The organism is Vibrio sp. V42_P2S4T144 (assembly GCF_009904715.1).
Classification (GTDB): domain Bacteria; phylum Pseudomonadota; class Gammaproteobacteria; order Enterobacterales; family Vibrionaceae; genus Vibrio; species Vibrio alginolyticus.
In genome coordinates, this window is the sequence record NZ_WXWS01000031.1 from 1 (window position 1) to 2,312 (window position 2,312).

The window sequence follows — 2,312 nt, forward strand, 5'->3', positions numbered from 1 at the left end:
TTATTAAAAATAGTATCTCCACTCTTAGCATAATGGTCTAAGTTAGTGGAGCGAATGATGTAACTGCGGACACCATCTTCACCGTAGGTGATGTTTTCTAATCCAGAACCACTGAACATGGGCAGTTCAGAATCTGGTGCTACTTGAATTGCGTCGTTGCCTTTAGGGGTTAGTAGGTAATAACCGCACCACGCTACAACGAAGATCAAGAGCAAATAAATAAGGCGAGTAAAACTCATATAATGAAGGCCTATCGTTTAGCTCAGTACTTCCCTGACCATTGCCTTTATTCGTCTAATAAATGATTTAAATGTTTGTGCTGATATTACATCACGCCAGCTTTTAGTAAATCGTGCATGTTCAGTGCACCCACAATTTTTTCGTCTTTACATAAAATCAGAGCGTTAATGTTTTTATTCTGCATCAAGTTCAAACCTTCAACCGCCAGCATATCAGGGTGTGCTGTGGTTGGGTTTGTCGTCATGACCTCGCCAATTGCCGTCGTATGAATATCGATACGCTTGTCTAAGGTACGACGTAAATCACCATCGGTGAATATACCAAGCATAGCATCGTGCTCATCGACGATGGCTGTCATGCCTAACCCCTTTTCTGAAATTTCAAGCAGGGCATCGCGAATTAATGCGTCAGGAGAAACTTTAGGTAACGCTTCTCCAAAGTGCATAATATCAGACAACTTAAGTAGCAGTTTTCTCCCCAGTGCACCACCTGGGTGAGATAGGGCAAAATCTTCGGCAGAAAAACCACGAGCTTGAAGCAGAGCTACGGCTAATGCATCTCCCATCACTAATGTGGCAGTCGTACTGCTAGTTGGCGCCAGGCCTAACGGACAAGCTTCTTGAGGTACCGTAATTTGCAGGTGTAAGTCAGACAGCTTGGCCATATTTGATTCTGGCTTACCTGTCATGCTGATGATCTTAATATTCAGGCGCTTTAATACTGGAAATAGAGACAGAATTTCGTTTGATTCACCAGAGTTAGAAATTGTCAGCACAATGTCACCAGGGCTAATCATACCCAAGTCACCATGTGCGGCTTCGCCTGGATGAACGAAAAACGCCGAAGTCCCAGTGCTTGCCAGAGTGGCGGCAATCTTGTTACCAATATGGCCTGACTTGCCAATACCCATAACGACAACTTTGCCGTTGTTGGAAAGGATAAGTTCACACGCTTTTTCAAATTGATCATCAAAGTAGGTATCTAGCTCTTGCAGAGCAGCAACTTCGATATCAAGAACTTGTTTAGCAGCAGCGCGAAAATCAAATTGATTGGACATATCAGATCTCTACTTATTGATCGTGGTAATTAAGCGGTCATGTTTGCGAATAAGTACACTTGGTAACCTAAGAAGCACACAAACAAGATGGCACCTTCAATACGGTTAATACTGCGTGATTTACCCAAACACATCGCGACAAGTAACAATGAAACGCCTAACATGACCCAGAAGTCACGTCCCATCGCGTACTCACTGAGCACCGATGGATTAATGATGCCAGGAATCCCCATTACCGCCAGAATGTTAAACACATTCGAACCGATAATGTTACCGACAGCCATGTCGTCTTCACCCTTTAAAACTCCCGCAAGTGATGCGGCTAGTTCTGGCAGGCTAGTGCCAATGGCGATAATAGTTAGACCGATAACAAGGTCGCTCATACCAAAGTGTTTAGCAATAATTACCGCGTTATCAACCAGCATGCTGGCTGCCAAAGGAAGCAGTATCAAGCCAATAACCACCCACATGATTGCTTTAGGGTTACTGACGCCTTCTGGGATCTCTGACTCTTGGTCATCAAGAAAAACATCACCTGATTTTTGCTCTTTGCGGCTGATTTGCAACATAGCAAATAAAAATGCCCCAAAGAGTACAAACAATAAGACACCCTCATAAAAACCGAGATGGCTATTCCAAAGCAGAATACCAGCGAGTACGGTTACGGCTATCATGAGTGGAAGTTCTCGGCGGATGACGGCGGAGCTAATCGACAAAGGCTTGATCAGCGCTGTAATACCTAGGATTAACGCAATGTTCGCTATGTTTGAGCCTAATACGTTACCCACCGCTGTATCTGTTTTGCCATCCCAAGCAGCGGTTGCAGATACCATCATCTCAGGGGCGGATGAGCCCATCGCGAGGATTGTCATGCCGATGACAAGCGGGGAAATACCGACGTTGCGGGCTATCGCTGCAGAGCCAAAAACAAGTTTATCTGCACTCCAAACAAGCAAAACAAGACCGACTATAAGCAACGCAACGGCTTCGAGCATGAGAATTCCTAAGTATTAAA

General features: G+C 44.6%; 3 protein-coding genes. All 3 read right to left on the minus strand.

From position 1 onward, the window contains the following. On the minus strand, positions 1–239 hold a 239-nt coding region (gene lptC, locus CAG68_RS00905; RefSeq protein ID WP_161440686.1), incomplete at its 3' end, for an LPS export ABC transporter periplasmic protein LptC. Positions 240–325: 86 nt separating this feature from the next. Further along, entirely contained in the window at positions 326–1,297 is a 972-nt protein-coding gene (gene kdsD / locus CAG68_RS00910) for an arabinose-5-phosphate isomerase KdsD (protein WP_065274891.1), read from the minus strand. A gap of 29 nt (positions 1,298–1,326) precedes the next feature. Continuing rightward, on the minus strand, positions 1,327–2,292 hold the full coding sequence (locus CAG68_RS00915; protein WP_005381102.1) for a calcium/sodium antiporter: 966 nt from the start codon (positions 2,290–2,292) through the stop codon (positions 1,327–1,329). Positions 2,293–2,312 lie beyond the last annotated feature (20 nt).

Excerpts from the sequence above, each read along its gene's own strand:
- kdsD (WP_065274891.1), bottom strand. The coding sequence starts at position 1,297 with ATGTCCAATCAATTTGATTTTCGCGCTGCTGCTAAACAAGTTCTTGAT.
- CAG68_RS00915 (WP_005381102.1), bottom strand. The coding sequence starts at position 2,292 with ATGCTCGAAGCCGTTGCGTTGCTTATAGTCGGTCTTGTTTTGCTTGTT.